At 69.8% G+C, this 24,955-nt stretch carries 13 protein-coding genes; 6 read left to right on the forward strand and 7 right to left on the reverse strand.

What is annotated here, in order from left to right; translation table 11 throughout:
* Positions 1 to 19: 19 nt before the first annotated feature.
* Together ACIGII_RS01150 and ACIGII_RS01155 are read right to left on the reverse strand one after the other, a co-directional pair.
* A complete protein-coding gene (locus tag ACIGII_RS01150) occupies positions 20 to 445 on the reverse strand; it encodes a DNA polymerase III subunit chi (RefSeq protein ID WP_399635576.1) in 426 nt (141 codons plus the stop codon).
* Positions 445 to 1,923: a leucyl aminopeptidase gene (locus ACIGII_RS01155; protein ID WP_399657371.1), complete on the reverse strand. Its 1,479-nt coding sequence runs from the start codon at positions 1,921 to 1,923 to the stop codon at positions 445 to 447. The genes ACIGII_RS01150 and ACIGII_RS01155 overlap by 1 nt, the downstream gene beginning before the upstream one ends.
* 104 nt (positions 1,924 to 2,027) lie before the next feature.
* Here ACIGII_RS01155 and lptF point away from each other — a divergent pair, with 104 nt between their 5' ends.
* Both lptF and lptG read left to right on the forward strand, forming a co-directional pair.
* Entirely contained in the window at positions 2,028 to 3,107 is a 1,080-nt protein-coding gene (gene lptF / locus ACIGII_RS01160; RefSeq protein ID WP_399635571.1) for an LPS export ABC transporter permease LptF, read from the forward strand.
* The gene (gene lptG, locus ACIGII_RS01165; protein ID WP_399635568.1) at positions 3,104 to 4,210 is read left to right on the forward strand and encodes an LPS export ABC transporter permease LptG; all 1,107 of its coding nucleotides are present in this window, start codon (positions 3,104 to 3,106) and stop codon (positions 4,208 to 4,210) included. The genes lptF and lptG overlap by 4 nt, the downstream gene beginning before the upstream one ends.
* Positions 4,211 to 4,288: 78 nt before the next feature.
* Here lptG and ACIGII_RS01170 read toward each other — a convergent pair whose 3' ends face one another.
* Positions 4,289 to 4,762 (reverse strand): RDD family protein, encoded by a 474-nt coding sequence (locus ACIGII_RS01170; RefSeq protein WP_399635565.1) that lies wholly within the window; start codon positions 4,760 to 4,762, stop codon positions 4,289 to 4,291.
* 70 nt (positions 4,763 to 4,832) lie between these two features.
* Between ACIGII_RS01170 and xerD the strand changes: the two genes are divergently transcribed.
* Entirely contained in the window at positions 4,833 to 5,807 is a 975-nt protein-coding gene (gene xerD, locus ACIGII_RS01175; RefSeq protein WP_399635562.1) for a site-specific tyrosine recombinase XerD, read from the forward strand.
* A gap of 19 nt (positions 5,808 to 5,826) precedes the next feature.
* Here the strand turns inward: xerD and ACIGII_RS01180 are convergent, their stop codons facing one another.
* Positions 5,827 to 6,561 carry a hypothetical protein gene (locus ACIGII_RS01180; RefSeq protein ID WP_399657374.1) on the reverse strand — a complete coding sequence of 245 codons (735 nt, stop codon included), beginning with the start codon at positions 6,559 to 6,561 and terminating at the stop codon, positions 5,827 to 5,829.
* Between the two features lie 234 nt (positions 6,562 to 6,795).
* On the opposite strand from ACIGII_RS01180, the gene ACIGII_RS01185 reads away from it, so the two are divergent.
* A complete protein-coding gene (locus tag ACIGII_RS01185; RefSeq protein WP_399635557.1) occupies positions 6,796 to 7,572 on the forward strand; it encodes a DsbC family protein in 777 nt (258 codons plus the stop codon).
* 43 nt (positions 7,573 to 7,615) lie between these two features.
* Here ACIGII_RS01185 and ACIGII_RS01190 read toward each other — a convergent pair whose 3' ends face one another.
* The 3 genes from ACIGII_RS01190 to ACIGII_RS01200 all read right to left on the reverse strand — a co-directional run bounded on the left by ACIGII_RS01190 (position 7,616) and on the right by ACIGII_RS01200 (position 11,560).
* A complete protein-coding gene (locus ACIGII_RS01190; protein ID WP_399635554.1) occupies positions 7,616 to 8,830 on the reverse strand; it encodes a hypothetical protein in 1,215 nt (404 codons plus the stop codon).
* A gap of 106 nt (positions 8,831 to 8,936) precedes the next feature.
* A complete protein-coding gene (locus ACIGII_RS01195; protein ID WP_399635551.1) occupies positions 8,937 to 9,116 on the reverse strand; it encodes a hypothetical protein in 180 nt (59 codons plus the stop codon).
* Positions 9,117 to 9,457: 341 nt separating this feature from the next.
* Complete coding sequence (locus ACIGII_RS01200) at positions 9,458 to 11,560, reverse strand: glycosyl hydrolase family 18 protein (protein WP_399635548.1); 2,103 nt, start codon at positions 11,558 to 11,560, stop codon at positions 9,458 to 9,460.
* A 304-nt stretch (positions 11,561 to 11,864) separates the two neighbouring features.
* Between ACIGII_RS01200 and purL the strand changes: the two genes are divergently transcribed.
* Entirely contained in the window at positions 11,865 to 15,749 is a 3,885-nt protein-coding gene (purL, locus tag ACIGII_RS01205) for a phosphoribosylformylglycinamidine synthase (RefSeq protein WP_399635545.1), read from the forward strand.
* 459 nt (positions 15,750 to 16,208) lie between these two features.
* On the forward strand, positions 16,209 to 24,842 hold the full coding sequence (locus tag ACIGII_RS01210) for an ESPR-type extended signal peptide-containing protein (RefSeq protein WP_399635542.1): 8,634 nt from the start codon (positions 16,209 to 16,211) through the stop codon (positions 24,840 to 24,842).
* Positions 24,843 to 24,955 lie beyond the last annotated feature (113 nt).

Below are 24,955 nucleotides of genomic sequence, written 5' to 3' on the forward strand. Positions count from 1 at the left end.
CAAGGGCGCCGCCGCGGGCTTACATGTCGTACTTGTTCAGCACGAAGTCCAGCGCCTTGTACTGGCGCCAGCGTTCGCGCAGCGGTTCGCGCGCGGCCGGGTCGGCCGGCACCACTTCCAGCACCCGGTCGCAGGCGCCCAGGTAGGGATCGTCGCGCAGGTTGATCACCAGCGGCCGGCTCGGCGCCTGCGCGCCGGGCACCGCGATCAGCACCAGCGCTTCGTCCTCGTCGGCATCTTCCCCGGCGATCTGGTGCGGAATGTAGGCATCGTCGTCGAACGACCAGAGCAGCTCGTCCAGTTCTTCGGCCTGCGCCTGGTCGCGGGCCAGCACCAGGGTCTGCAGGCCGGCGTCGTTGGCCTTGCGGGCCAGTTCGCAGACCAGGCGCAGCGGCTCGGTGAGGAAGCGCGGCTTGGCGATCAGGTAGAAGTCGGCGCGGGACATCAGCTGCGCGCGACCTGGTCCAGCAGCCACTGGGTCAGCAGGCCGACCGGACGCCCGGTGGCCATGCCACGCTTGCCTTCGTCGCTGGCCACGCCGGCGATGTCCAGGTGCGCCCAGCGCTGGCCTTCGGTGAAGCGCGACAGGAAGCAGCCGGCGGTGATCGCGCCGGCCCAGCGGCCGCCGATGTTGTAGACGTCGGCGAAGCTGGAATCCAGCATCGGCTGGTACTCGTCCCACAGCGGCAGGCGCCAGGCGCGGTCGAACACGTGTTCGCCGGCGGCCAGCAGTTCATTGGCCAGGTCGTCGTGCTTGGTCATCAGGCCAGCGGTCTGGTGGCCCAGCGCGACCATGCAGGCACCGGTCAGGGTGGCCACGTCGACCAGCGCGGCCGGCTCGAAGCGCTGCGCGTAGGTCAGCGCGTCGCACAGGATCAGGCGGCCTTCGGCGTCGGTGTTGCCCACTTCGATGGTCTTTCCCGACATCGAGGTGATCACGTCGGACGGGCGGTAGGCATTGCCGTCGATGGCGTTCTCCACCGCCGGCACCACCACCACCAGGTTCAGCGGCAGCCGGGCGGTGACCGCGGCGACGAAGGTGCCGATGACGTTGGCGCCACCGCACATGTCGTACTTCATTTCTTCGATGCCGCCCTGGGTCTTCAGGTTCACGCCACCGGTGTCGAAGGTGATGCCCTTGCCGACCAGCACGTACGGCTTGGCGCTGCCGCCGTTGTTCCACTTCAGCACCACCAGGCGCGGGCGGTTGGCCGAACCGCGGGCCACGGCCAGCAGCGAGCCCATGCCCAGCGCTTCCATCTGGGTTTCGTCCAGGATCTCGGCCTCGGCGCCGGCGTGGGCCTGGGCGAAGGCCACCGAGGACTCGGCCAGGTAGGCCGGGGTGCACAGGTTCGGCGGCAGGTTGCCCAGCTCGCGGGCGTGCTGCACGCCGGCGGCGATGGCCTGGCCCTGCAGCAGCGCCTGGGTGTCGGTGCCGGCGATGGCCAGGCGGGCCAGGCCCGCGGCCTCGGGCTTCCGGGTGCCCAGGGTGGCGGTGTAGCGGTAGCTGGCGTGGTCGGCGGCGATCACTGCCTGGCGGATGTTCCAGGCCGCATCGCGGCCCTTGATCTCCAGCTCGGACAGGGTGAACAGCGCGTGGCGGTTGACCCCGCTCTTCAGCGCGCGGCTGGCGTCGCCCACCGCCTTGATGTACTGCGGCACGCCGAACTTGGCCGGCTCGCCCAGCCCGACCACCAGCACGCGGGGGGCCGACACGCCGGGCAGGTCATGCAGCAGGGTGGTGGCGCCGGTCTTGCCGCTGACATCGCCGCGGGCGACCAGGGCGGTCAGGCGACCGCCGGACGCGGCGTCCAAGGCCTGCGCCGCCGGGCTCAGGGTCTGGTCAGCGTAGGCGCCGACGATGACGCAGTCGACCTCGGCCGAGGCCGGGGCAGCGTGGTTCAGGGTAAATTCGAGGGCCATTGATCAGATTCCGTTGGCAAATCCGTACAATCGCGAGCTGTTTACGTCCCGTCAGTAGACTGGGCAGCCACGCGAACGAATCCGAGAGTTTAAACCACCGCCCCATGTCGAAGCTCGATCGCTACCTCCTGCGTGATTTCGTCCAGAGTTTCCTGGCCACCCTGATCGTGCTGCTGGTGGTGAGCGTGGGCGGGGTGCTGGTGGATATCCTGGGCAACATCGCCGACGGCCGCCTGCCGGCCCGGCTGCTGTTCTCCCAGCTGGGCCTGCAGTTCATCGTCTACATGCCGCTGATCCTGCCGCTGGCGCTGATGCTGGGCCTGCTGCTGGCCACGGCGCGGCTGTACCGGGACTCGGAAATGGCGGTGCTGACCGCCATCGGGGTGGGGCCCAGGCGGCTGCTGCGGCCGGTGCTGATGCTGGTGCTGCCGGTGGTGGTGCTGGTGGCGCTGTGCTCGATGTGGCTGGGGCCCTGGGCCGATCGCACCAGTGAACGGCTGATCGCCGAGGCCAACCGCAGCCTGGTGATGGCCGGGCTGGAATCGGGCAAGTTCACCATTCTCCCCAACGGCGGGGTGGTCTACCTGTCCTCGGTGAGCGCCGACGGCAGCCGCCTGGGCCGGGTGTTCCTGCAGCGCACCCGCGGCGACCGGATCGAGGTGGCTTCGGCCGAGAGCGGCAGGATGTTCTTCGAAGGGGACCGCCAGCGCTACCTGCAGCTGGAAGACGGCCACCAGATCGAGGGCCCGGCCAACGGCGGGCTGGACTACCGGCTGATGACCTTCGCCCGCAACGACGTGGCCCTGCCCGACGGGGCCGACACCCGCGACGACAATGATCCCGAACTGCTGCCGACCAGCCGCCTGTTCGGCGACGCGCGGCCCGAGGCGCAGGCGCAGCTGCACTCGCGCCTGACCCCACCGCTGATCGCGCTGGCCTTCGCGCTGATGACCGTGCCGCTGGCACGCAGTTCGCCCCGCCAGCAGCGCTACGGGCGCATGATGCTGGCCTTCCTCGCTTACATGGTCGGCACCAACCTGATGTTCATCGGTACCCGCTGGATCGCCGACGGCAAGCTGCCGACCTACGTGGGCCTGTGGTGGCTGAGCCTGCCGTTGCTGGCGCTGGCGATCTGGATGTACCTGCGCGATGGCCGGCTGTCGCGCCCCCGGAGGACCGCATGAGGCTGCTCCCGATGCGGTTCGACGTGTACCTGGGCCGGGCGGTGTTCGGCACCGTGCTGCTGACCTGGGCGGTGCTGGTGGGCCTGGACGTGGTGATGGCGCTGTCCGGCGAGTTCAAGGACGTGGGCAAGGGCAGCTACACCCTGGGGCATGCAGTGGCCTGGGTGCTGTACACGGTGCCGCGCCGCGCCTACACGTTCTTCCCGACGGCGGCGGTCATCGGTTCGCTGATGGGGCTGGGCCAGATGGCCGCCACCTCGGAACTGACCGCGCTGCGTGCGTTGGGCCTGTCGCGCAAGCGACTGAGCGCCTCGGTGGCGATCGCGCTGTCGTTGATGACCGCGGTGATGGTGCTGACCGGTGAAACCCTGGCGCCGTGGGCGCAGGACCGCGCCGACAACATCAAGGCCAGCGCCAAATCGGGGCAGAGCCTGTCCGCGTCCCGCTATTCGGGGGTGTGGGTGCGCGAGGGCGACACCTTCCTCAGCGCGGGCAGCGGTGAAGAACAGCTGTTGCCCGGCGGGGGCACCCAGCTGACCCTCAATGACGTTCGGCTGTACCAGATCGCGGCCGACGGCGGCATTGCGACACTGACCCACGCCGCCACGGTGGTGCACGGCGCGGACGGCTGGACCCTGAACCAGGTGCGCCGCGATACCTTCGGCGAACGCTCGGCCACCCGCACCACCGCGGCGTCGGAGAAATGGGATTCGCAGCTGGACGCCGGCGCGCTGGCGACCGGCTTCTCCAAGCCGCGCAACCTGGCCGCGCGCGACCTGCGCACCAGTATCGAGTACCGCAAGCGCAACGGGCTGGACGCGCGCGATTACGAAGACATCTACTGGAGCCGCTGGTTCTACCCGGTCAACGTGCTGGCGCTGTGCCTGGCGGCGGTGCCGTTCGCGTTCGGTTCCCTGCGCAGCGGCGGCATGGGCAAGCGCCTGTTCCTGGGCATCCTGTTCGCGCTGGGCTTCTGGCTGCTGCAGCTGTTCTTCGGGCGCATGGCCGGTGCGCTGAAGTTCGATTACCGCATCGCGTACGCGCTGCCGCCGATCGTGATGCTGGTGGTGTCGGGCATGCTGTTCCGGCGCAAATCCGGCTGACCTGGGCCGGGTCCGTCCGACGGTAGGCAACGACCGTTGGTCGTTGCGCCCTAGTTCGTACCGACCAACGGTCGGTACCTACCGCTTGGGCAATCGCAACAACCGGGTGCCGCTTGCCCGGTCGTGCCACGTCAGCCGTTGCCGATCCACCAACGCCCACCACAGCCCAAGCCCGGCCAGCAGCACCGACACGGTTCCTACCGCATAACGCACCCACAACTGCCCCAGCGTAGGCGCACCCCCATCGGCCCTCACCACCTGCAACCGCCACGGCCGCATGCCCAGCGTCTGGCCGCCGCGCCGCCAGCTGAGCGTGGCGTACAGCCCGGTCACCCCCCAGCAGCACCCCCACAGCAGCCACTGCAGCGCACTGAACGGCGCGATGTTGTCGCGCGCGGCGTGGCCCGTGGCGTAGCCGGCAGTGAACAGCGCGCCGACCAGCATCCACAGCGCCAGCGCCGGGAAAAAGTCGTACAGCAGCGACAGCAGCCGCCACACCAGCAGCGAGGCAGGGCGGGCGGTATCCGTGGCGACAGCGGTAGGTGCGCTCATGCGCCGAGCATACCCGCGCCGGCGTTCGCTGTGGATGGCCGGCGCGGTCCCGTCTCCGTATCCTGTGGGCATGTCCGACACCGCCACCCCCGCCGCACGCCGCCAGCTGGTGCAGCACCTGCCCGAACTGCGCGCCGACGACGCCGCGCTGATCCGCCGCTTCCTCGACGCGATCTGGGCCGAGCAGGGGCTGGCCCGGGCCAGCCTGGACAGCTACCGGCGCGACCTGGAAGGACTGGCACGCTGGCGCAACGGTGCCGGCGGTGGCCTGGCCGGCATCGACCGCGCCGGTCTGTTCGATTACCTGGCCTGGCGCGCGACGCATGGCTGGTCGCCGCGCAGCAACGCGCGGCTGCTGTCGGCGCTGCGTGCCTTCTTCGGTGACGCGCTGCGCCGCGGCCAGCGCAGCGAAGACCCCAGCGCGCTGCTGGACCCGCCGCGGCTGCCACGGTTGCTGCCCAAGGCCCTGGCCGAAAGCCAGATCGACGCGCTGCTGGCAGCACCGGACGTGGCGCAGCCGCTGGGCCTGCGCGACCGCGCCATGCTTGAACTCATGTACGCCGCCGGCCTGCGCGTGAGCGAGCTGGTGGACCTGCCGGCCAATGCGGTCAACCTGCGCCAGGGCGTGCTGCGGGTCACCGGCAAGGGCAGCAAGGAACGGCTGGTGCCGCTGGGCGAGGAATCGCAGCACTGGCTGGAACGCTACCTGCGCGAAGCGCGGCCGCAGCTGGTCGGCACGCGCACGGTGCCGGCGCGCGATGGGGAGGTGCCGCTGTTCCTGGAACCCTCGCTGCAGCCGCTGAGCCGCCAGCAGTTCTGGACGCTGGTGAAGAAGTACGCCGCGCTGGCGGGGATCGATCCGGTGCGGATCAGCCCGCATGGGCTGCGCCACAGCTTCGCCACCCACCTGCTCAACCGCGGCGCCGACCTGCGCGCGCTGCAGATGCTGCTGGGCCACAGCTCGCTGTCCACCACCCAGATCTACACCCTGGTGGCTCGAGAACACCTGCAGAAACTGCACGCACGGCACCACCCCAGAGGGTAGTGGCGCACGGCGCTGCCGCTCAGGCGTAGCTTTCCCGGGGCGCGCCGATCGCCACCCAGGCGGTGGAGGCGGTGCTGCAGCTGCCCGCGTCGGATTCCGCGTCGCTGTCCGAACCAGTGGGCGCGTCGGACAGCATCGCGGTAGTCCACCACGCGTTTACCGCGTCGCTGCGTGATCCACGGCTGGGCGACAGCGATGCAACCGAAGGACGGTGCTGGGGTGCCACGCGGGCGCCGAACGCGAACAGCAGCGCCTTTTGGCCGCTGTGTTCAACCGCCGGGGCCTTCGCGTAGAGATGTTCCATGGCCGCCCGGTGCAGGTCTGCGGCACGGTCCGGGTCATTGATGTCCGGTGGATTGGCATGCAGGTAAGCCGCTTTGAAGTCAGCGGCCGTGGTCAGTTCACCTTGCCAGAACAGGGTCGCCAGCGCAGCGCGCGCCCGCGCGAGCACCGCGTCGGGCGCAACCAGCGCCTGCATGCTCTGCGCGCGGGGCCCGGTATTGCACACCCAGCGCGGCCGGCATTCGCCACATCTCTCCAGGACCTGCTCCAGGTGCAGGATGCGGTCGGCGACATGTCCGGACGGCATGAGCCGTTCACGCAGCCGGGCCAGGTGGGCGGCGCGGTCCACCAGCTTCGGCGCACTCAACGCGCCGCTCCAGAAGCGCCGGGACAACCGGTCTTCGCTGTTGTGAATGCTGTCCATGGCACGGAAGAAGCGTTTGCCGTCCTCGGAATCGGCCGCCAGCGCCACGCGGGCGGAGGTGCGGCGGAGGACATGGGCCTTGAACGAAAGCGCGATCGATGAAAGGGAATGCACGGGAAGGCGGGACGGGCGGGCGGAGGGGCGACGAGCGTGCACGTGCCGGTGAGCGATCGCTTCCAGGATTCGCTCGCCGCCATCGCAGGCGTGCCCATCGCGACCGCCGTGACATCCCGGCACGGGCGGCTGTGCGAGAATCGGGCACCTTTTACCGTGGAACTGCAGATGCTTCGAGTCCTTACCGTGGCCCTGTGCGGTGCGCTCAGCCTGACCGCCTGCGCCCAGCCGGCGCCGCCGGCCGCCAAGCCGGCCGCCACGCCGGCCAGCAGCGCCGCCCCGGCCAATGCCAACGCCGACCAGACCGTGCGCAGCGCGCTGGCCGGCCTGGACCCGAAGTTCAAGCCGGACTACATCGGCGCGGCCCCGTTCCCGGGCTTCCGCGAAGTGCTGGTGGGCGGGCAGGTGCTGTATGTGTCCGACGATGGCCGCTACCTCATGCAGTCGCAGCCGTACGACATCCAGAACCGCGCCCCGGCCAGCAGCGCCGGCCTGCTGGCCTACCGCAGGCAGCTGCTGGACAAGGTGCCGCGCGGTGAGCGCATCGTGTTCGCCGCAGCCAATCCCAAGCACACCCTCACCGTGTTCACCGACATCGAGTGCGGCTACTGCCGCAAGCTGCACCAGGACCTTCCCGAGTTGAACCGCATGGGCATCACCGTGGAGTACCTGGCCTTCCCGCGCATGGGCCCGGGCAGCAAGGACTTCACCGACATGATCTCGGTCTGGTGCGCGAGCGACCGCCGCAAGGCGCTGACCAGCGCCAAGCAGGGCCAGCCGGTCGCGCCGAAGAACTGCACCAGCCCGGTGGCCATGCAGTACAACCTCGGCCAGCAGGTGGGGGTCAGTGGCACGCCGGCGGTGTTCGCCGCCGACGGGACCCAGCTGGGCGGCTACGTGCCGCCGGCGCAGCTGCTCAAGGCGCTGGAGCGCCAGGCCAACTGAGTCGGCGCCGCTCCGGGTCGCAGCATCCGGAGCGGCAGCTCTATCACGCGGTGGAATCGCCCCATTCGTCGTCGGCGACGACGTGGTCAGCGCCTGCCTCGCGTATGACCAGTCCAGGGGACGCTGCCGTAGTGAACTCCAGGATGCCGCTCCCGCGTCCGGAGTCGCCAGAGATGGAATCGGAATCGGAAGCGTCGGCATCGGCGTCTTTGGCCTTGGTGAGCTCGAACCTGCGGTCCATCTGGGCGAAGGCACCGAGGAAGGCGGCTTCCACGTCGGAGCGCACCGCCTTCTGCGTCTGCGCAACCGGGCTGAGCGGCTGACGTTGCGAGAGTGCTGCAAGAAGTTCCGCCATCAGGTCGGCGTGTGCCGGTCGGGAAGGAGAAACATTTCCCGGGCTGAATGGCGATGTCGGCGGTGAGGACGGCGTAGAGCGAGTCGAAGGCGACACGCTGCGGCTGTGTGTTTCAGGCATCGCGGGTGGCATCGGCGGCGGCGGCGGGGTGCTGTCGCCAGTCGCAGCCACGTCCTCACTGTAGTCGCTCAGCATGGCATCGAAGGCGTCGATCTCGCGCGTTTCCATGTCAAACCACGGGTCTGATGCCGCCACCGGTTCCTGCGTCAGCGCGTCCGACACCACCTCGACATCACTATCGCGCGGTGACGTTGTCGGTTCGCTGTCACTGGCGCATGGGTCATCACGCATCAGGGTGTCGGTCTGGCGGGCCATCAGAACGTTATGCGCGGTATGAATCGCCTCCGCTGGGCGCTCGCCCACGTCGCCGAAGAAGCTGTGCGGATCTTTCTCTGCCTGGATCAGCGACATGGCCTGGCGGTCCAGCGTATCCATCGGTCCCGGTGCTTCCCGGGCAGCGGATGGCCGATGCAGGCCCAGCGGATGCAGCTCCCTGCCGTTCTGCGCCACCGGAATGCGCGCGCCCGGCCCGTGATGCAACCAGCTGGTGTCCTTGCTGTCGACAACGGAGGCCAGGCGGTTTGATACCGACGTTGGAATGCACGGGGGCGGCGCGGCCGCAGGCAACCCGGGATGCAGCGGCAGCGCTGCCAGCTTGGCGCGGGGAATGTTGACCACAACGTCGGGATCGATGCGGGGTGGGCGCGACCACCCGGTGGGCAGGTGGTTGCGGATCTCTTTGAGCGTGATTGGCTTGAGCTGATCCCGGATCGAGACCTTTTCTTTGGCGTTCTGGTTGCCGAGAAAAGCGCAGATGCGCAGCAGGGCGGTAGGAGTCCGCATGGAATGCAAGCGCCATAAGGGAAAGGACCGCCATTATTGAGTGGCAGTCCCCGGCAGCTTTCATAAAATGCTCAGACCGTTGCGGGTGTGCACGGCTGCGTCGCGCTCAGTCGCGATTGACCCTTTCCTGCGAAGGTGGCGCAAACCAATCGCGTTGCGCGTTGGCAATCTCCAGCGCTTCGTGCGCAAAGCGGACATCGAATTCCGCCTGTTCCACCTCGGTGTAGGCCCCATCTTCGAAGTCGCTGCCCCAGACGTCGTGATCAAGGATGGCGTCGGGTGACATGGCGATGGTGTTCGTCAGATCACGCAGTGGCGTCGGCTGGTTCGCCACCGTCGCGGGCGAAGTAGCGGCCCACTGCGCGTTCGACGCTGTCGGTCGCGGTGGTACCCGTGGCGGGGTACTGGAGAACGTGCGAAGCCATGGAGCGGCAGCGGCGGTGCTGGCAACGGTGGCAGGCGGGCTGGGCATGCGGGACGTCCCGAGGTGGGTCGAGTCATTGACCGCATCATTCTGTCTACTGCACCCGCTCACCACTTTCAAAAACGGCTCACTTCAAGGCGTTTGCGACTTGGCCGTCGCACAAAGAAGCGCCCGGAGCGTCATCACTCCGGGCGCATCATTTCTTACTTCAACCCATTGCTGATCGTGTTCACCAGCGTGCCCTGGGTGTCATCGCCGCTGAACTCCCAGAAGAACGCACCGCCCAGTCCCTGGCTTTTCACGTAGCCCATCTTCTCGGTCACCATCGCCGGGGTGTCGAAGCTCCAGAAGGTGGCGCCGTTGTAGCTCCAGGTGGCCCGCGCGGTGGTATCGGTGAAGACCGGATGGTTGAGGGTCTTCAATACCTTCCAGTCTTCGATGCCCGCCTCGTAGGTACCCGGTGCGGCCGTGCCGGTCTGGTACAGCCCGTTGTTGACGTTGGGCACGTTGGTCCAGCCGCGGCCGTAGAAGCCGATGCCCAGGTTGAGCTTGCTGGCCGGCACCCCGCGGGCGAGGAAGGCCTCCATCGCATCGTTGCTGTTGTACAGCTTCACGTCACCGGTGGACGGGTCGGCCGGCGAATCGAACAGCGCCGAATGGTGCCCGGTCTTCGGATCGAACGCGCCGTGGAAGTCGTACGTCATCACGTTGATGAAATCCAGGTACGGGTGGTACGCCGCCGGATCCGTCACGCGGATCTTGTCGATGCCCGCACCCACCGCCACGGTCAGCAACAGGCCCGGCCGCACCGCATCGAGCTGGCGGCGGAATTCAGCCATCAGCGCGGTGAAGTTGGCATTGTCGGCCGCGGTCCCGCAGGCGATGCCGCACGCCACCGGGTATTCCCAGTCGATGTCGATGCCGTCGAACACGCCGGCCGCCGCGCCCACGCCACCGGCCCCGTCGGTCACCGGCAGGTTTCCCTTGATGTAGGCGTCGATGCACGAGGCCACGAAGGCCTGGCGGTTGGCCGGCTGCGCCGCGCTGGAGAAGCCGCGCGACCAGGTCCAGCCGCCGAGCGAGATCAGCACCTTCACGTTCGGGTGCTTGGCCTTGAGCTGCTTGAGCTGGTTCCAGTTGCCGCGCAGCGGCTGGTCCCAGGTGTCGGCGCTGCCACTGACGCTTTCGCCGGCCTGGAAGGCCTTGGTGTAATCGGCGAACGCGTCGCCGCCGGCACCGGTGTTCGGGTCGGAGGGCTGGGTGACGCCCACTTCGCAGCGGTTGTTGCGCACGTTGCCGAAGGCGTAGTTGATATGGGTCAGCTTGCTGGCAGACCCGCTGGTGTCGATGTTCTTGACCCGGTAGTTGCGTCCGTAGATGCCCCACTGGGTGAAGTAACCGATCACCCGCTTGTTGCCGCCACTGCCGCCACCGGCACTGGTGGTCACGCTGATCGTGGCGCTGCGGGCCGAGGCGTTGCCGGCGTTGTCGCGGGCCCGCACGGCGTAGGTGTAGGCGGTGCTGGCGGTGAGACCGCCGTCGGTGTACTGGGTCGCGCTGGGCGAGCCGACCAGGGCGCCGTTGCGATACACGTCATAGCCGGCCACGCCGCTGCCACCGCTGTTGTCGGTGGCCGCGTTCCAGGCCAGGTTGACCGTGGTCGCGGTCTTCGACGGCGAGGCGAGGCCGCCGGGCACGCTGGGCGCGGTGGTGTCGTTGCTGGCCGCATTCACCGTGACCGTGACCGTGGCCGACGAGGTCACCGCGTTGGTGTTGTCGGTGGCGACGGCCTTGAAGGTATGGCTGCCGGCGGCGGCATTGGCCCAGCTCACGCTGTAGGGCGCGCTGGTGTCGACGCCGAGCGAGGTGCCGCCACGGAAGAATTCGACCTTGCTGACGCTGCCGTCGGCATCGCTGGCATTGGCGCTGACGGTGATGGTGCTGCCGGCGCTGAAGCTGGCGCCGTTGGTCGGCGAAGTGAGGCTGACGCTGGGGGCCTGGTTGCTGCCGCCGTTGTCGCAGGCGCCCAGGTTGGTGTAGTACGGCGCGCCGGCCGGGTGGTCGGGCGGGGCGTTCCAGATGTCCTGGTTGGCCCGGTACAGCACGCCGCCCTTCTGGAGGGTGGTGCCCTGTCTGTAGATCACGTTGCCGTCCCAGACCGGCACGCCGGTACAGCTGGCGGCCTGCGCCAGGCTGGGCGCCAGCGCCGCCGAGGACAGGGCCAGGGCCAGCAGCCAGCGTCGGTGCCGGGCGGAACGGAGGGGGGATAACGATGTCACCTTACTGCGCGCAATCGGGTCAGCCATGGTCGTACTCCGATCAGGGTGATGGGCACTGGGCGACGGGGTGCCGCCCAGCGTTGCAGCAGGTCCGGGGCCGGTGAGAGAGGCCGGCGACAGCTCAGGGGGCGGACATGGGACCCCGCCGGCAAGCTCTGCCGGCGGGTCGTGGCAACGTTGTCATGGATTGCCGTGGCATTCCGTGCGCCAGCGCAAGGTTCCGAACGCCCGATCCGAGCCGTCCGGGGCGGAGCGGGGTCCGGGCGGCGACCACCGGCGGGCGCGGACCGGTACAATAGTGGGCCCCGTTCCCAACCACGGTTCCCCGGACATGATGGTCCTCGAGGGCGCATCCGCCCTTTCGCCGTTCCGCCGCGAACGTCTTGAATCCCGCCTCCAGTCCCTGGCCGCCGATCTGCGCATTACCGGTGCCTGGCATGTGTATTTCATCCAGACCGAGGGCGACGCCGCCCCGGACCCGGTGGTCCTGACCCGGATCCTGGAAGCCGAGCCGGCCCCGGCAGTGCGCGAGGACGGGGCCATCACCCGTTTCGTGGTGCCGCGCCTGGGCACGCTGTCGCCGTGGTCGAGCAAGGCCACCGAACTGGTGCGTGGCGCCGGGCAGCCGATCCGGCGGGTGGAACGCGGCCTGCGCATCGACCTGGCCGGCTGGCCGACCGACGCCGCCGCGGTGGAGGCGGTGGTGCGTGCGCTGCACGACCCGATGACCCAGTCGGTGCTGGACGACGCCGCCCAGGCCCAGGCGCTGTTCACCGCGCCGGCCCGCGGCGAGCTGGAGCGGGTGGCGCTGGACGACCTGGAAGCGGCCAACCGCCGCCTGGGCCTGGCCATGGCCCAGGACGAGATCGACTACCTGCGCCAGCGCTTCGGCGAGCTGGGCCGCACGCCGTCGGACGTGGAACTGATGATGTTCGCGCAGGCGAACTCGGAACACTGCCGGCACAAGATCTTCAATGCCAGCTGGACCATCGATGGCGCCGACCAGGCCCATTCGCTGTTCCGGATGATCAAGAACACCCACCAGCAGACCCCGCAGCACACGCTGAGCGCGTACAGCGACAACGCCGCGGTGGTGGCCGGCTTCCCGGCCGCGCGCTACCGTCCGGACCCGGCCACGGGCGAGTACCGCAGCGAGGCGGTGGTCGATTCGGCGTTCTGCATCAAGGTGGAAACGCACAACCACCCGACCGCGATCGCGCCATTCCCGGGCGCCTCGACCGGTGCCGGCGGCGAGATCCGCGACGAAGGCGCCACCGGCCGTGGCGGCAAGCCCAAGGCCGGCCTGACCGGCTTCTCGGTCTCGCACCTGCGCATCCCGACCCTGCCGCAGCCGTGGGAAGCGCCGCGCGCGCTGAACCCGCGCATGGCGCCGGCGCTGGACATCATGCTGGAGGGCCCGCTCGGCGGCGCCGCGTTCAACAATGAGTTCGGCCGACCCAACCTGCTGGGTTACTTCCGCAGCTTCGAGCTGCCCGAAGGCGAGGGCCTGACCCGCGCCTACGACAAGCCGATCATGCTGGCCGGCGGCCTCGGTGCGATCGACCAGGTGCAGGTCGAGAAGCTGAAGCTGCAGCCGGGCGATGCGGTGATCGTGCTCGGCGGCCCGGCCATGCTGATCGGCCTGGGCGGCGGTGCCGCCAGTTCGGTGGCGTCCGGCGAAAGCGCCGAGGACCTGGATTTCGCCAGCGTGCAGCGCGACAACCCGGAAATGGAACGCCGTTGCCAGGAAGTGATCGACCGTTGCGTCGCACTGGGCCTGGACAACCCGATCCGCTGGTTCCATGACGTCGGCGCCGGCGGCCTGTCCAATGCCATTCCGGAGCTGCTGCACGACTCCGGCGTGGGCGGTGTGATCGACCTGGGCAAGGTGCCCACCGATGACCCGTCGCTGTCGCCGATGCAGCTGTGGTGCAACGAATCGCAGGAGCGCTATGTGCTCGGCGTGCCGCAGGCGCGCCTGGCCGAGTTTGCCGCGCTGTGCGCGCGCGAGCGCTGCCCGTTTGCCGCGGTCGGCGTGGCCACGGCCGAAGAACGCCTGGTGGTCGCCTATGGTGCGACGGTCGGCAACATTCCGGCCGACGCCCCGATCGACCTGCCGATGGACGTGCTGTTCGGCAAGCCGCCGAAGATGCACCGCGACACCGCGCACCCGTCGGCGCCGCGCTGGCCGGCGCTGAAGACCGGCGGGCTGGACCTGCACGAGGCCGGCCTGCGCGTGCTGGCGCACCCGTCGGTGGCGTCGAAGAATTTCCTGGTCACCATCGGCGACCGCAGCGTGGGCGGCCTCACCGCGCGCGAACAGATGATCGGTCCGTGGCAGCTGCCGCTGGCCAACGTCGCCATCACCCTGGCCGGGTTCGACACCCTGGCCGGTGAAGCCATGGCGATCGGCGAACGCACCCCGCTGGCGCTGCTTGATGCCGCGGCATCGGCGCGCATGGCGGTGGGCGAAGCCATCACCAACCTGTGCGCGGCCCCGGTCGACGCACTGGACACGGTGAAGCTGTCGGCCAACTGGATGGCCGCCGCCGGCCACGACGGCGAAGACGCGCTGCTGTACGACGCGGTGCGCGCGGTGGGCATGGAACTGTGCCCGCAGCTGGACCTGAGCATTCCGGTCGGCAAGGACTCGCTGTCGATGCAGGCGCAGTGGCATGACGCCGGGCAGGCGCACAAGTCGGTGTCGCCGGTGTCGCTGGTGATCAGCGCGTTCGCCCCGGTGGCCGACGCCAGCACCCAGCTGACCCCGCTGCTGGACCGCGAGACCGACAGCGAGCTGTGGCTGATCGGCCTGGGCGCCGGCAAGCAGCGCCTGGGCGGCTCGATCCTGGCCCAGGTGCATGCCGACCACAGCGCGCTGCCGGCCTTCGCCGGCGCGGTGCCGGACCTGGACGATCCGCAGCGCCTGCGTGCGTTCTTCGAACTGATCCGCGACGCACGCCAGGCCGGCCTGCTGCTGGCCTACCACGACCGCAGCGATGGCGGCGCGTTCGCCGCGCTGTGCGAAATGGCGTTCGCCTCGCGCCAGGGCCTGGACATCACCCTGGATGCATGGGGCGATGACCCGTTCCGCAGCCTGTTCAATGAAGAGCTGGGTGCGGTGGTGCAGATCGCCCGCGAAGACCGCGCGGCCTTCGCCGACCTGGTCGAGCGTCACGCCCTGACCGAATGCGCCCAGCGCATCGCCCGCCCGACCACCGCCCCGGTGGTGCGCGTGTCGCTGCAGGGCGAAAGCCTGGTCGAGTGGCGCTGGGAAGCGCTGTTCGACGCCTGGTGGTCGGTCACCCACGCCATGCAGACGCTGCGCGACAACCCGGACAGCGCCGACCAGGAACGCGCCATCGCGCGCAGCTTCACCGCGCCGGGCCTGAAGCCGAAGCTCAGCTTCGACCTCAATGAGGATGTGGCAGCGCCGTTCATCAACACCGGCGCACGTCCGCGCGTGGCGGTGCTGCGCGAGCAGGGCGTCAACGGCCAGATCGAAATGGCCAACATCTTCGAACGTGCCGGCTTCCGCAGCGTTGACGTGCACATGAGCGACCTGATCGAAGGCCGCGTGGACCTGGCCGATTTCACCGGCCTGGCCGCCTGTGGCGGCTTCAGCTACGGCGACGTGCTGGGCGCGGGCCGTGGCTGGGCGACCTCGGTGCTGGAGCGCGGCGCGCTCCGCGATGCCTTCGCGGCCTTCTTCGCGCGCCAGGACAGCTTTGCGCTGGGCGTGTGCAATGGCTGCCAGATGATGAGCCAGCTCAAGGACATCATCCCCGGGGCCGAGCACTGGCCGCAGTTCCGCCGCAACCGCAGCGAGCAGTTCGAAGCCCGCACCGCGTTGCTGGAAATCGTGGAATCGCCGTCGATCCTGCTGCGTGGCATGGCCGGTTCGCGCCTGCCGGTGGCGGTGGCGCACGGCGAAGGCCAGGCCGTGTTCGCCAACGCGGTCGACCAGGCTGCGGCGCGGGTGTCGCTGCGTTACGTGGACGGCGACGGCCACGTGGCCACCCAGTACCCGCTCAACCCGAACGGGTCGCCCGACGGCATCACCGGCCTGACCACCACCGACGGCCGGGTGACGATCATGATGCCGCACCCGGAGCGCACCCCGCGCGCGGTGAACCTGAGCTGGCGTCCTGCGGACTGGAACGGCGACTCGCCGTGGCTGCGCATGTTCCGCAACGCAAGAGTATGGTGCGGCTGAACGTCGGTGCACGCCACGTGAAAGACGAGTGAAAGAGAAGTGAAAAAAACCGCCGACCTGTTCGGCGGTTTTTTTTTCGCCTGCATCAAGTCCAACGCCGCCAACGAGTTACAGGACGTTACATGCGTGAACGCGCGTGATGGCGAACGCTCACATCGATCTAACAAAATGGCGTGATGAATAGTCGAATGTGTGACGCCTTGCGCGTTCAAACACTTTCGACTGTCAAAGTCTTGACGCCATGGAAACCGTGCGTTAACACTGAGTTCTCAGTTTGCAATCGTTCAGTTCGGAATCAACCGCAAGGATGGCGAGTTCTCTGTTCGTCGATCGCGCCGATAGCGCGCCATCCGGCACAACGCAGTAAATCAAGCGGAAAACGCCCCCAGGGGACGTTGGACCATGCGGTCCGACGTTGGCGTCGCTTTGCCTAAAACCAGCCAACCAGGAGTCGCATCGATGAATCGGATTTATCGCAAGGTCTGGAACAAAGCACTGGGGCAGATGGTCGTTGCCTCCGAACTCGCCAGCAGCCAGACCCCGGGCGTGGTCATCGACCAGCGACGATCTTCCGACACGCGCGGGGGTGCCGTGCTCTCGGCCGCCATTGCGTTGACGCTTGGGTTGGGCATGGCCGGCGCGCCCGCCAGTGCGCAGGCGCAGTCGGTGGAAGTGGGGGGCAACGCCAACTGCGTGGTGCTCAACAGCAACGTGATCGACAGCTGCGTGGTGGACGGCAACGCGACCGCATCGGGCGCGAACGCCGTGGCCATCGGCAGCAACAGCACCGCCTCGGCGGCCAACAGCGTGGCGCTCGGCGCCGGCTCGCGCGCTGCACGCGCCAATACGGTGTCGGTCGGTGATGCCGGCAAGGAACGCCAGGTCACCAACGTGGCCGCCGGTACTGCGGCCACCGATGCGGTGAACAAGGCGCAGCTGGACACCGTCGCGGCAACGGCCGCCAGCGCCACGCGCTACTTCAAGGCGGATGGCGAAGGCAACGACAGCGATGCAGCGCGCATCGAGGGCGAAGGCGCACTCGCTGCCGGCGCCAGTGCCAACGCCGACGGCGACGGTGCGACCGCACTGGGCCGCAACAGCCAGGCGCTGGCCAACGCCACCACGGCGGTAGGCAGCGATGCCGTGGCCGCCGGCCTGGGCGGCAGCGCATTCGGCCAGAACAGCCTGGCCATCGGCGACGCCACCGTTGCGGTGGGCCAGAGCGCGGCGGCGTTCGGACTGGGTGACGTGGCGCTGGGCGCATCCGCGTTTGCCGCCAGCGAAAATGGCGCCGCCACCGCGATTGGCGGGCTGGCCGAAGCCAGCGCCGATGGCGCTACCGCCATAGGTGGCGGCGCATTGGCGATCGGCGCGGGCAGCACCTCGCTCGGCCGCGGCGCCGGCAGCGGCGGCGAAGCCTCGATCGCGGTGGGTGCGTTCAGCACGGCGGTGGCCGAGTTCAGTGCGGCGTTGGGCTCCAACTCCGCAGCGGTGGCGGTCGGCAGCGTCGCGCTGGGCGCAGGCTCCTACGCCGACCGCGTGGACACCGTGTCGGTCGGCAACAACAACGGCCTGCAACGGCAGATCACCCACGTCGCCGCCGGCACCGAAGCCGATGATGCGGTGAACAAGGCCCAGCTCGACGAAGTGGGCGAGGTGGCAGGCACCACCGCGAAGTACGTGCAGGTTACCGGCAGCGCCGACAGCGACGCAGGCGCCTTTGCCGACGGCGACAACGCCACGGCGGTGGGCGAAGCCACCAATGCGCTCGGCACCGGCACCACCGCGCTCGGCAGTGGCGCCACGGCGGTTGCGCAGAACGCCACCGCCGTGGGCTACAACGCGCTGGCCAGTGGCCAGAACAGCGCCGCGTTCGGTACCAACGCGCAGGCCAACGGCCCGGGCAGCGTGGCCGTGGGCGGCACTGCCGTGGATGAGGACGGCAACCCGCTGATCACCAACGGCGGCGTGCCGGTCGATACCGGTGCCACCAGCGCCGGCGTCGGTGGCACCGCCGTCGGTGCCAGCGCGGAAGCGGCGGGCTTTGCTGCCTCCTCGTACGGTGTTGGCGCCTACGCGGCCGGCGCGCAGTCGTCGGCGTTCGGCGCGGTGGCCAATGCCACCGGCGACTACGCCACGGCGGTGGGCACGCAGAGCGCGGCCAGCGGCACCAGCAGCACCGCCATTGGCGGTCCGGCCGACCTGATTCCGGGACTGGGCTTCTTCGTCGACACCCAGGCCAGTGGCGAGGCCGCCACCGCGGTCGGCGCCGGTGCCATTGCCAGCGGCGACTACGCCGTGGCCAACGGCACGCTCAGCGAAGCCTCCGGCACCGAAGCAACCGCACTCGGCTACTTCGCCTATGCACCGGGCGAAGGCGCGTCCGCACTCGGTGCGGAAAGCTGGGCCAGTGGCGAACTGAGTACCGCCGTCGGTTTCTACAGCACCGCGCGCGGCGCCAACAGCGTCGCCCTGGGCGCCAACTCCACCGCCGTGCGCGACAACACGGTGTCGGTCGGCGATGTCGGCAACGAACGCCAGATCGCCCATGTCGCCGCCGGCACCGAAGACACCGATGCCGTGAACAAGGCGCAGCTGGACGCTGTCGCCGACACGGCCGACGGCACCGCGTACCGCTTCAAGGCCAACGCGTCGCAGGACAGCGACGTGGGAGCCTTCGCCGATGGCGATGGCGCGCTGGCTGCAGGCGAGGCCAGCAATGCCATCGGCGCAGGCGCCACCTCGGTGGGCAACGGTGCGTCCGCAGTGGGCGATGACACGGTGGCCGTGGGCCGCAATGTCGCCGCCACCGGCAACGGCAGCGTCGCCATCGGTGGCGTCGGCCAGGCCTACGACCAGTACAACGCGCCGATCGTGGATGCCGATGGCAACGCGGTGACGGTGGGCACCACCGCCGCGCAGGATGCGGTCGCCGTCGGTGCAGGCGCACAGGCCACCGGCGCGCAGAGCAACGCGTACGGCAGCGGCGCACAGGCCACCGGCGACAACAGCCTGGCGCAGGGCTACAAGTCGCGCGCCACCGGCGAATACAGCGTGGCGCAGGGCGACAATGCCTTCGCCAGCGGCAGCGAAAGCACCGCCACCGGCGCCTATGCGTGGGCCACCAGCGATGGTGCCACCGCGTTCGGTTCCAGCGCGTGGGCCACCGACGCCAACGCCACCGCCGTCGGCTATGCGGCCTGGGCGGACGGCAGCGGCGCCACCTCGATCGGCTACAACAGCTGGGCGCGCGGCAACAGCGCCACCGCGCTCGGCCGAGGTGCGTTCGGCTATGGCGACAACAGCGTGGCCGTGGGCTACCAGGCGCTGGGCAACAGCATCAACACCATCGCCATCGGCACGAATGTCGTCGCCGGCGGTGAAAGCGCGATCGGCATCGGTGCGGGCAGCAACGCCAGTGCCGCCAACGCGGTGGCGCTGGGTGCCGGCGCGCGTGCCGACCGTGCCTACACGGTGTCGGTCGGCAATGACGACCAGCAGCGCCAGATCACCCAGGTCGCGGCGGGCACCGAGGGTACCGACGCGGTAAACGTCGACCAGCTCACTGCCGCCACTGACAAATTCCAGGCCAGCGGCGATGGCGTGGCGGTCGTCGGCGGAGCGGAAAGCGTGGCGGCCGGTTCCAACGCCGCCACCGATGGCGACTACGCCACGGCGGTGGGTTCCAGCAGCTTCGCCAGCGGCACCGGCGCCTCGGCCGTCGGTAGCGGTGCGTTCGCACTCGCTGACGGCGCCACCGCGGTTGGCCTGAATGCACTTGCCAGCGCGGGCAATGCCACGGCCAGTGGTGCCGATGCACAGGCCACCGCCGAATACGCCACCGCCAATGGTGCCGAAAGCCTCGCCTCGGGCGAGCAGAGCACCGCCAACGGCGCGGCCAGCATCGCCTCGGGCGCGGGCAGCCTCGCCAGCGGCGCGCTGTCCGAAGCGGCCGGTGAGGAGTCGGTGGCACTCGGTTACTACAGCACCGCCAGCGGCTCGGGCGCCACTGCGGTCGGCGCCGAAAGCGTGGTCAGCGGCACTCTGTCGGCAGGCTACGGCTTCGCCTCGGAAGCGACCGCCGGCTACACCACCGCCATCGGTGGCTATGCCGCGGCCACCGCGTTCAACGCCACCGCGCTGGGCAGCTTCGCGCAGGCCACCGGTTCCAACAGCGTGGCGCTCGGTGGCGATGCCGAAGCGACCGGCGCGTACAGCACCGCCACCGGCCAGGGCAGCCTGGCCAGCGGCACCAACAGCGTCGCCATCGGCGGTGCGCTGTTCGGCCTGCTGCCGACCGAGGCCTCGGGCAACTACTCCACCGCCGTGGGCGGCGGTGCATGGTCGCCCGGCCTGAACAGCACCGCGCTCGGCAACGCCGCGACCTCCGAAGGCGAAAACAGCGTGGCGCTCGGTGCGGATTCGATCGCAGACCGCGATGACAGCGTGTCGGTCGGCAGCGCCGGCAGCGAGCGCCAGGTCACCAACGTGGCCGCCGGTACCGAAGGCACCGATGCGGTGAACCTGGACCAGCTCAACGCGGTGGCCGATACGGCCGCCACCACCAGCAAGTACTTCCAGGCCAGCGGCAGCGATGCCAGCGATGCCGGTGCCTTCGTCGACGGCGACGATGCGCTGGCGGCCGGTGAGGCCAGCAATGCCATCGGCAACGGCGCCACTGCGCTGGGCGCCGGCAGCACCGTGGTGGCCAACGAGGCCACCGCAGTGGGCGTCAATGCCACCGCGACCGAGGACTATGCGGTGGCGATCGGCAGCAACGCGGCCAGCAGCGGGCAGGGCGCGGTCGCCCTCGGTGACCTGAGCACGGCCAGTGGCGGTGCCGCCATCGCCATCGGCGGCGGCGCGCTGTCGCAGGGCTTCGGCTCGGTGGCGGTCGGTGCGGGCGCCGAATCCAGTGGCCTGGCTTCCACCGCAGTGGGTTACGGCGCGTGGGCGCTGGGCCGCGAAACCACGGCGATCGGCAACTTCGCCACCGCCGACGGCTGGGCCGCCAGTGCGTTCGGCGCGGGCGCCACGGCTGCCTTCTTCGGCACCGCGATCGGTACCTACAGCTACGCGGATGAAGTAGCCACCGCAGTGGGCCAAGGCACGCGTGCCAACGTGGCCGGTGCGGCGTTCGGCGTGCAGGCCAATGCCGGCGAGTACGGCGTGGCGCTGGGCAACAACGCCGCCACCGCACAGAACGGCGTGGCAGTCGGCTTCAACGCCCTGGCCGGCGCCGATGCCAACAGCAGCACCCAGGGCATCCAGACCACGGCGGTCGGCAGCGAAGCCTGGGCCACCGAAGACGGCGCCACCGTGGTCGGCTACAACAGCTACGCGCAGGCGCTGGACTCGACCGTGGTGGGCAGCAACACCTGGACCACCAAGGACGCCGACAACAGTGTCGCGCTCGGCGCCGGCACGCTGGCCGACCGTGCCAACACGGTGTCGGTCGGCGCGGCCGAAGCGTGGACCGATGCGGCCGGCGTGGTGCACGACGCCATCGACCGCCAGATCACCAACGTCGGTGCCGGTACCGAAGACACCGACGCGGTGAACGTGGCGCAGCTGAAGGAAGTGGCTGCGGTCGCTGAAACCACCAGCAAGTACTTCCAGGCCAGCGGCAGCGACGACAGCGACGCCGGTGCCTACGTCGAAGGCGACAACGCCTTGGCGGCGGGTGAAGCGGCCAATGCGATCGGCGATGGCGCCACTGCGCTGGGCAGCGGTGCCAATGCGCTGGCCAACACGGCCACCGCCATCGGCTTCAACGCGCTGGCGACGGCCGAAGGCGCGGCGGCCCTGGGCAGCGAGGCCCAGGCCACCGGTGAGAACAGCGTGGCGGTGGGTACGGGCGCGGCGGCCAGCGAGATCGGTGCCAGCGCCCTCGGTGCCGGCGCGCAGGCCTCCGGTGCCTACAGCACCGCCAACGGCAGCGAAGCCATCGCGTCGGGCCAGCAGGCCACCGCGAACGGCTTCCGTTCGAGCGCTTCCGAAGCTGGCGCGTCGTCGTTCGGCAGCTACAGCGAAGCCACCGGCGAGCTGTCCTCGGCACTGGGTTATGGCGCAGTCGCCTCCAATGCCTATGCAACCGCGGTGGGTGCGGCCGCCACGGCCTCCGGTGCCAGCGCGGTTGCGGTGGGTGAGTTCAGCGAGGCCACCGGCGATGAAAGCGTCGCGGTCGGCGGCAGTACGTTCTTCGGCTTCATTCCGGCGCGTGCATCGGGGACCGGCGCCTCGGCCTTCGGTGCCGGTGCGTGGGCCACCGATGACTACGCCACTGCGGTCGGCTGGAATTCGTGGGCCGATGCGGCCAGCGCCACCGCGCTGGGCGAAAGCGCCACCGCCACCGGGGTGAACAGCGTTGCGCTCGGCGCCGGTTCCAGCGCCGACCGCGACAACAGCGTCTCGGTGGGCACGACCTCGTCGCAGCGGCAGATCACCAACGTTGCGGCGGGTACCGAAGGCACCGACGCGGTCAACCTCGACCAGCTCAACGCCGTGGCCGATACTGCCGAGGAAACCAACCGCTACTTCAAGGCTTCCGGCAGCGGCAATGGCGATGACGTGGGCAGCTATGTCGATGGCACCTATGCCACGGCGGCAGGCGAAGCGTCCAACGCGTTCGGCACCGGTGCATCGGCCTACGGCAGCGGTTCGCTGGCGTCGGGTCGCTATGCGTCGGCATCGGGCTACAACGCCTCGGCCACCGCCGATTCGGCCACCGCCATCGGTGGTTCGCTGTACTACGAAGATGCCAACGGCAACGTGCTGCTCGACAAGGCCACCAGTGCCAGCGGCACCGGCGCTACCGCACTGGGTGCCGGCGCACAGGCCACCGGGGTGTTCAGCACCGCCAGCGGTGCCGGCGCCACCTCGGCCGGGCTGCAGTCGTCCGCCGTCGGCTACAGCGCCGAAGCAGGCAGCGACTACAGCACGGCGGTGGGTGCGTTCAGTGCTGCCAGCGGGCTGCGCACCACCGCGCTCGGCTACGGTGCCGAAGCCAGCGGCGACTACGCCTCCGCGTTCGGTTGGGGCAGCACCGCCTCCGGCGCGTACGCCATCGCCATCGGCAACAGCGCGCAGGCCAGCGGCGCCAACAGCTTCGCCGGCGGCGCCAGCGCCTGGGCCACCGCGGCACAGACCACCGCCGTGGGCCAGTTGGCCTGGGCGACCTCGGCCGGCTCCACCGCGATCGGCCAGGACAGCTACGCCTACAGCGGCATCAACGCCACCGCACTGGGCAAGAGCGCCTGGGCCAACGGCACCGGCAGCGTGGCACTGGGTGCAGGCTCGCGTGCCACGGAAGCCAACGTGGTCTCGGTCGGGGGCGGCAACGGCACCACCGGTCCGGCCACGCGCCGCATCACCAATGTCGGTGCGGCGGTGAATGCCAACGACGCGGTCAACAAGGCGCAGCTGGACAGCGTCGCGGCGACCGCCGATGCCGTGGGCCAGCACTTCGACGCCAGCGGCAGCGGCGTGGCCAACGCCAGCGGCACCGATGCGCTGGCTGCCGGGTCGGGCGCCACCGCCAGCGGCACCCGCAGCAGCGCGGTGGGTACCGCGGCCACCGCGTCGGCCACCGGCGCCACGGCGCTCGGTGCGGATGCCTCGGCACGCGGCGACAACAGCACCGTGGTCGGCCGCCTGGCCTCGACCAACGCCACCAACGGCGTGGCCGTGGGCAACGGTGCCTTCGTCAGCAACGGCGCCAACGGCATCGCCATCGGCTCCGCTGCCGGTGCGTCCGGTGCCAACTCGGTGGCGCTGGGTGCAGGGTCGCGTGCGGTGGAGGCCAACGTGGTCTCGGTCGGTGGCGGCAACGGTACCGATTCGCCGGCCACCCGCCGCATCGTCAACGTCGCGGCCGGTCGTGTCGCCGCAGGCAGCACCGACGCGGTCACCGGCGGCCAGCTCAACACCACCAACCAGCGCGTGGGCGCGGTGGAAACGCGGGTCGGCGATATCGACGACCGGATCGGCTCGGTGGAAACCGCGACGGTCAACGCGCTGAGCTACGACGACAGCAGCCGCGGCACCCTGACCTTGTCCGGGCTGGACGGGACCACGGTGGACAACGTCGCCACCGGATCGATCGCCAGCGGCAGCCGCCAGGCGATCAACGGCGGCCAGCTGTTCCAGGCGCTGGCCGATACCGCCAGCTTCCTTGGCGGCGGCGCCAGCGTCGGCATGCAGGGCGTGTTCGTGGCACCGAACTACGTGATCCAGGGCAGCACCTACAGCAACGTGGGTGACGCGCTCGGGGCGCTGGATGCCAAGGTCAGCGAGATCGACCAGCGCGTGGCCGGTGGCGGCAGCAACGTGGCGCGTGCGCGCTCCGCGTCGGTGTCCACTGCCAGCGTGGCCGCCACGCCCGAGGCGGCTGATACGGCGGCGACCACGGCCGCCAGCGCCGACACGGCCCGCGTGGCCAGTGCCGACGCCCCGGTCGTGCAGGGCACGCCGACCGCGGCCAGTGTCGGTGCGCCGCAGCCGGTGGCGGCCGTGGTCCCGCCGGTCACCTCGGTGGCGATGGGCGACGGTGCCGTGGCCAGCGGCACGTCGGCGACCGCGATCGGGCAGGGGGCCAGCGCCACGGCCGCCAACTCGGTGGCACTGGGCCAGGGCTCGGTCGCCGATCGCGCCGATACGGTGTCGGTGGGTGCGGTGGGGGCCGAACGCCAGGTCACCAATGTCGCCGCCGGCAGCGCCGCCACCGACGCGGTCAACAAGGGCCAGCTGGACGGTGGCATCGCCACCGCCAACGGCTACACCGACCAGCGCTTCAACGCGATGGCCGATACCTTCGACATGTACAAGGGCGAAGTGGACGACCGCCTGCGTCGCCAGGATCGCCGCATCGACCGCCAGGGCGCGATGAACGCGGCCATGCTCAACATGGCCACCAGTGCCGCCGGCATCCGCACGCAGAACCGCGTCGGCGTCGGCGTCGGATTCCAGAGTGGCGAGTCGGCGCTGTCGCTGGGGTACCAGCGCGCCGTGAGCGACCGCGCCACGATCACCTTCGGTGGCGCGTTCAGCAGCGATGACAGCTCGGTGGGCGTGGGTGCCGGCTTCGGCTGGTAACCGCGGATGGAATGCAAGGCCTGAGGGGGCGGGTCACGGGAACCCTGGCCAGGGCCGGCCGGGGTGACCGCATGGAGTGTTGGCCTGAACAGTCGTTTGATCCATGACCTTGA

Source organism: Stenotrophomonas sp. NPDC077420, assembly GCF_044543385.1.
Lineage (GTDB): Bacteria > Pseudomonadota > Gammaproteobacteria > Xanthomonadales > Xanthomonadaceae > Stenotrophomonas.